5 protein-coding genes are annotated in these 5,900 nt (G+C 58.5%); 1 reads left to right on the top strand and 4 read right to left on the bottom strand.

Annotation, left to right across the window (positions count from 1 at the left end; translation table 11 throughout):
* Nucleotides 1–98: 98 nt before the first annotated feature.
* The 4 genes from EJA71_RS12510 to EJA71_RS12495 all read right to left on the bottom strand — a co-directional run bounded on the left by EJA71_RS12510 (nt 99) and on the right by EJA71_RS12495 (nt 4,157).
* Nucleotides 99–974, bottom strand: a complete 876-nt coding sequence (locus EJA71_RS12510) for an ABC transporter permease subunit (RefSeq protein WP_158957214.1) — start codon at nt 972–974, stop codon at nt 99–101.
* Nucleotides 971–1,852 (bottom strand): ABC transporter permease subunit, encoded by an 882-nt coding sequence (locus EJA71_RS12505; RefSeq protein WP_163005261.1) that lies wholly within the window; start codon nt 1,850–1,852, stop codon nt 971–973. The genes EJA71_RS12510 and EJA71_RS12505 overlap by 4 nt, the downstream gene beginning before the upstream one ends.
* 29 nt (nt 1,853–1,881) lie before the next feature.
* Nucleotides 1,882–3,024: an ABC transporter ATP-binding protein gene (locus EJA71_RS12500; protein WP_158957210.1), complete on the bottom strand. Its 1,143-nt coding sequence runs from the start codon at nt 3,022–3,024 to the stop codon at nt 1,882–1,884.
* 371 nt (nt 3,025–3,395) lie between these two features.
* Nucleotides 3,396–4,157, bottom strand: a complete 762-nt coding sequence (locus tag EJA71_RS12495) for a gamma-glutamyl-gamma-aminobutyrate hydrolase family protein (RefSeq protein ID WP_158957208.1) — start codon at nt 4,155–4,157, stop codon at nt 3,396–3,398.
* A 282-nt stretch (nt 4,158–4,439) separates the two neighbouring features.
* Between EJA71_RS12495 and EJA71_RS12490 the strand changes: the two genes are divergently transcribed.
* A complete protein-coding gene (locus tag EJA71_RS12490) occupies nt 4,440–5,816 on the top strand; it encodes a glutamine synthetase family protein (RefSeq protein WP_064120847.1) in 1,377 nt (458 codons plus the stop codon).
* Nucleotides 5,817–5,900 lie beyond the last annotated feature (84 nt).

Raw genomic sequence — 5,900 nt, 5'->3', positions numbered from 1 at the left:
ATCTTTTGATCTTCAAAAAAAAGTCAAAAGATCGCAGCGTGCCGCAGCTCCTACAGAAGCTATCGGCTGTACATGGCACAGTTGTCCATCAGTGTTGCCTAAGCATTGGCGGCTTGTTGCGGCTGCTGCCACGACTCGTTCGCGGTCTGATCCATCGCTTCCTGAATCGCCCGTTTGCGGTTGGCTTCTGCCTTGCGGCCGAAGTACCAGACCAGGAAGGTCACCAGCGACACCGCCAACAGAATCAGGCTAGCCACGGCGTTGATTTCAGGCTTCACGCCCAGACGCACCGCCGAGAACACTTCCATCGGCAGGGTGGTCGAACCTGGCCCGGAAACGAAACTCGCCAACACCAGGTCATCCAGCGACAAGGCGAACGACATCATCCCGCCCGCCGCCAGTGACGGCGCGATCATCGGAATGGTGATCAGGAAAAACACCTTGAACGGCTTCGCACCGAGATCCATCGCCGCCTCTTCGATCGACAGATCCAGCTCCCGCAGGCGCGCGGAGACTACCACCGCCACATAGGCGGCACAAAACGTGGTGTGAGCGATCCAGATCGTGACGATGCCACGCTCCTGCGGCCAGCCGATCAACTGCGCCATCGCCACGAACAGCAGCAACAGCGACAGACCGGTGATCACCTCAGGCATTACCAACGGCGCAGTCACCAGACCACCAAACAAGGTGCGGCCTTTGAAGCGCGTTACTCGGGTCAGGACGAAGGCGGCGAGGGTGCCCAACGCCACTGCGGCAATCGCGGTGTAGCAGGCGATTTCCAGCGAGCGCACCACCGAGCCCATCAGCTGCGTGTTGTCGAGCAAACCGACGTACCACTTGACCGACCAGCCGCCCCAGACCGTTACCAGTTTGGAGGCGTTGAACGAGTAGATCACCAGAATCAGCATCGGCAGATAAATGAACATCAGGCCGAAGATCAGCATGAACTTGGAAAAACCGAAGCGTTTCATCCCCGTGCCTCCATCTCTTTGGCCTGGCTGCGGTTGAACAGCAGAATCGGCACAATCAGGATCAACAGCATCACCACCGCCAGCGCAGACGCCACCGGCCAGTCGCGGTTATTGAAGAACTCTTGCCACAGCACGCGACCGATCATCAGCGTCTCCGGGCCACCCAACAGTTCCGGAATCACGAACTCGCCGACCACCGGAATGAACACCAGCATGCAGCCGGCAATAATGCCGTTCTTGGCCAGCGGCACAGTGATTTTCCAGAAGTTGTTGAAGTTGCTTGAACCCAGATCCGACGCGGCTTCCAGCAGGCTGCCATCGTGCTTGACGAGGTTGGCGTACAGCGGCAACACCATGAACGGCAGGTAGGCGTAGACCACGCCGATGTACACAGCCGTGTTGGTGTTGAGGATCTCGATCGGGTGATCGGTGAGCCCCGTCCACATCAGAAACGCGTTGAGCAGACCGTTGTTGCTGAGGATGCCCATCCACGCGTAAACGCGGATCAGGATCGCGGTCCAGGTCGGCATCATGATCAACAGCAGCAGGACGTTTTGCGTTTCCTTGCCGGTCTTGGTGATCGCGTAGGCCATCGGGAAACCGATCAGCAGGCACATCATCGTGCTCAGCGCCGCAACTTTCAGCGAACCGAGGTAGGCCGACAGGTACAGCTCGTCTTCGCCGAGCATGGTGTAGTTGCCGATGTTCAGCAGCAGCTGGAATTTCTGTTCGGCGTAGGTGTAGATCTCCGAGTACGGCGGGATCGACAGCGCGGCTTCCGAGAAACTGATCTTCATCACCAGGAAAAACGGCAGCATGAAGAACAGGAACAGCCAGATGAACGGGATGCCAATGACCAGTTTTCGTCCGCTGGGCACCAGGCGCAGGAATTGCTGATTGAAGGTTTTCATGAGCGCAGTACCACGCCGCTGTCGTCTTCCCACCACACGTAGACCTTGTCGTCCCAGGTCGGACGCGCGCCACGGCGTTCGGCGTTGGCCATGAACGACTGGACGATTTTGCCGCCCGGCAATTCGACGTAGAACACCGAGTGGCCGCCGAGGTAGGCAATGTCATGGACCTTGCCTTCGGACCAGTTGTAGCGGAACTCGGGTTGGGTGGTACTGACGAGCATTTTTTCCGGACGGATCGCGTAGGTGATCGACTTGTCCTGCACCGAGGTGCTGACACCGTGACCGACGTAAATCTTCTGCTGCAAGTCCGGGCTGTGGATGATTGCGTGACCTTCAAGGTCTTCCACCACGGTGCCATCGAAGGCATTCACGTTGCCGATGAACTCGCAGACCATGCGGCTGACCGGCGCTTCATAGATGTCGACCGGGCTGCCGATCTGCGCGATCCAGCCCAGGTGCATGATCGCGATGCGCTCGGCCATGGTCATGGCTTCTTCCTGGTCGTGGGTCACCATCACGCACGTCACGCCGACGCGCTCGATGATTTGCACCAGCTCCAGTTGCATCTGCGAACGCAGCTTTTTATCCAGCGCACCCATCGGTTCGTCGAGCAGCAACAGCTTCGGACGTTTGGCCAGCGAGCGGGCGAGGGCAACACGCTGACGCTGGCCGCCGGACAACTGATGCGGCTTGCGTTTGGCGTATTGGGTCATGTGTACCAGGCGCAGCATTTCATCGACACGGGCGTCGATTTCGCTGGCGGGCAAACGGTCTTGCTTGAGGCCGAAGGCGATGTTCTGCGCGACGGTCATGTGTGGGAACAAGGCGTACGACTGGAACATCATGTTGATCGGCCGCTCGTAGGGCGGCATGTCGGTGATGTCCACGCCGTCGAGCAGAATCCGCCCTTCAGTCGGGCGCTCGAAACCGGCGAGCATGCGCAGGAGGGTCGATTTGCCCGAACCGGAGCCACCGAGCAGAGCGAAGATTTCGCCCTGATGGATCTCCAGGGACACATCGTCCACTGCCGTGGTTTCGTCGAATTTCTTGGTGACACGATCGACTTTCACCAGAACCTTTTTCGGTTGCTGATGACCCTCAAGAGCCTTCCTGTAAGTGCTGGAGGCGTTTGCCATGTGAAACTCCCAACATGTTTCAGTCGCCTGGCCAACGTGGCCGGGCTTAAGTGGATTGCAAGCCTGTAAGCGCTGCTCCGGTCGAATCGCCGCAATACCCTGTGGGAGCTGGCTTGCCAGCGATGGCGGTGGGTCAGTCACCATTAATGTTGAAGGTGATGGCCTCATCGCTGGCAAGCCAGCTCCCACAGGGTTTTGCATTGTTGTGACAGGTATTGCACTTACCGATCCGGCTTGTTCGGCGCCGCCGTCCTGGCTGCCTGGGTCGTACTTGTTGTTATCACGGGTGTTGTTGTTCACGGATGCTGGATGTGCGCAGGCACATCCGACGTCCGTGGGGGCAGTAAATCGTCAGGTATTCTTTGCTTGGGTCAGCGCTGGTTGCGCCGTGCCGCCCGCTGCCGGCATGCCGCGCCGAATGCCTGGAAAATCTTCAGGTAGTTCGGGTTGTCCAGCACTTGCCATTCCGGGTGCCATTGCACGCCGAGGGCGAAGGTCGGGCTGTGCTCGACCGAGATCGCCTCGATCAAACCGTCCGGCGCCACCGCTTCGGCACGCAGGCCGGGAGCGAGGCGGTCGATGCCCTGGCTGTGAATCGAGTTGACCTGGAACTCGCCCGGCAACTCCAGCGCCTCGAACACGCCACCGCCCAATACCGTCACGGCGTGAGCCGGTGCGTATTGCACAGCGAGTTCCGGGCTGTCGGCTTCGCGGTGATCAAGCATGCCTGGCAGCTCGTGCACCTTCTGATGCAGGCTGCCGCCGAACGCCACGTTCATTTCCTGGAAGCCACGGCAAATGCCAAGCACCGGAACGCCCGCCGCGATGGCTGCACGTAATAAAGGAAGGGTGGTGGCATCCCGCGCCGGATCGTGATCCGTGCCGGGTTCGCTGGCCGGGCCTTGATAGTGGAAGGGTTCCACGTTCGAGGGCGAGCCGGTCAGCAGCAGACCGTCGAGTTGACCGAGCAGGTCTTCGATTTCAGTCAGGTTGCCAAGGGAAGGAATGACCACTGGCAACCCGTTGGCGCCAACGCTGACAGCACGTAAGTACTTGTCGCCGCTGATGTGATAGGGGTGCAGGCCAATCTGTTTGACGCACGCTGTAACGCCGATCAATGGCTTGAATGCCATTTTTATTCACCTCGAAGTTTGACACTTGAACGAGCTTTTCCGGAGCTTATCCGCGTTTATTTTAATTAACAACTGCCATGTAAAAAATTCTAAACGCCGTTCATCATATCTTCATGATTCTCGGGGCTTTGGCGCCTGTATTGGCACGCAAGTGTTAAAAAAAGCCCGAAAAATAAACCTTTGGCGGTCATCTGTTCGCTATTGACTTCACTTTGCCGTTCGGGTTGACTGGCTCGGCGAAACAGCAGTGAACATAATAATTAACAGCTAAATAGGTGCATCATGTCGGTCCCTCTGCGTACCGTTCAACTCAACGAAGCAAACGCATTCCTTAAGAAATATCCTGAGGTTTTGTACGTCGACCTTCTGATTGCGGATATGAACGGTGTGGTGCGCGGCAAGCGCATCGAACGCACCAGTCTTCATAAGGTTTACGAGAAAGGCATCAACCTGCCGGCCTCGCTCTTCGCCCTCGACATCAATGGCTCCACGGTGGAAAGCACCGGCCTGGGTCTGGACATCGGCGACGCTGACCGCATCTGCTACCCGATTCCCGGCACCTTGAGTATCGAGCCGTGGCAGAAGCGCCCAACCGCACAACTCCTGATGACCATGCACGAGATCGAAGGCCAGCCGTTCTTCGCTGACCCGCGTGAAGTGCTGGCCAACGTCGTGCGCAAATTCGACGACCTCGGTCTGACGATTTGTGCCGCGTTCGAACTCGAGTTCTATCTGATCGATCAGGACAACGTGAACGGTCGTCCACAGTCGCCGCGTTCGCCAGTCTCCGGCAAGCGTCCGGTGTCGACTCAGGTGTACCTGATCGACGATCTCGACGAGTACGTCGATTGTCTGCAAGACATTCTCGAAGGCGCGAAAGAGCAGGGCATCCCGGCTGACGCGATCGTCAAGGAAAGCGCCCCGGCGCAGTTCGAAGTCAACCTGCATCACGTCTCCGACCCGATCAAGGCGTGCGACTACGCCGTCCTGCTCAAGCGTCTGGTGAAGAACATCGCCTACGACCACGAGATGGACACCACCTTCATGGCCAAGCCGTATCCGGGCCAGGCGGGCAACGGTCTGCACGTGCACATTTCGATCCTGGACAAAGAAGGCAACAACATCTTCGCCAGCGAGGATCCCGAGCAGAACGCCGCATTGCGTCACGCGATCGGCGGTGTGCTGGAGACCCTGCCTGCGCAAATGGCGTTCCTCTGCCCGAACGTCAACTCGTACCGCCGCTTTGGCGCGCAGTTCTACGTACCGAACTCGCCGAGCTGGGGCATCGATAACCGCACCGTGGCCGTGCGTGTACCAACCGGTTCGCCGGATGCCGTGCGCATCGAACACCGTGTTGCTGGCGCCGACGCCAACCCGTACTTGTTGATGGCTTCGGTGCTGGCCGGTATTCACCACGGCCTGACCAACCAGATCGAGCCGGGCGCCCCGGTTGAAGGCAACAGCTACGAGCAGAACGAACAGAGCCTGCCGAACAACCTGCGCGACGCACTGCGCGAGCTGGACGACAGCGAAGTCATGGCCCGCTACATCGACCCGATGTACATCGACGTGTTTGTCGCGTGCAAGGAAAGCGAGCTGGCCGAGTTCGAAAACTCGATCTCTGACCTTGAGTACAACTGGTATCTGCATACGGTCTGACGGTTGACCCACCGCCGTAACCCTGTAGGAGCTGCCGAAGGCTGCGATCTTTTGATCTTGCTTTCAAAAAATCAAAGGCAAGAG

The sequence above is a fragment of the Pseudomonas sp. PB106 genome (genome assembly GCF_009764645.1).
GTDB lineage: Bacteria > Pseudomonadota > Gammaproteobacteria > Pseudomonadales > Pseudomonadaceae > Aquipseudomonas.
This window is presented reverse-complemented; position numbering and strand designations above follow the sequence as displayed.

Bases quoted from the DNA above. Each gene is read 5' to 3' on its own strand.
- EJA71_RS12495 (WP_158957208.1), bottom strand. From the start codon at position 4,157: ATGGCATTCAAGCCATTGATCGGCGTTACAGCGTGCGTCAAACAGATT.
- EJA71_RS12500 (WP_158957210.1), bottom strand. From the start codon at position 3,024: ATGGCAAACGCCTCCAGCACTTACAGGAAGGCTCTTGAGGGTCATCAG.
- EJA71_RS12490 (WP_064120847.1), top strand. From the start codon at position 4,440: ATGTCGGTCCCTCTGCGTACCGTTCAACTCAACGAAGCAAACGCATTC.
- EJA71_RS12510 (WP_158957214.1), bottom strand. From the start codon at position 974: ATGAAACGCTTCGGTTTTTCCAAGTTCATGCTGATCTTCGGCCTGATG.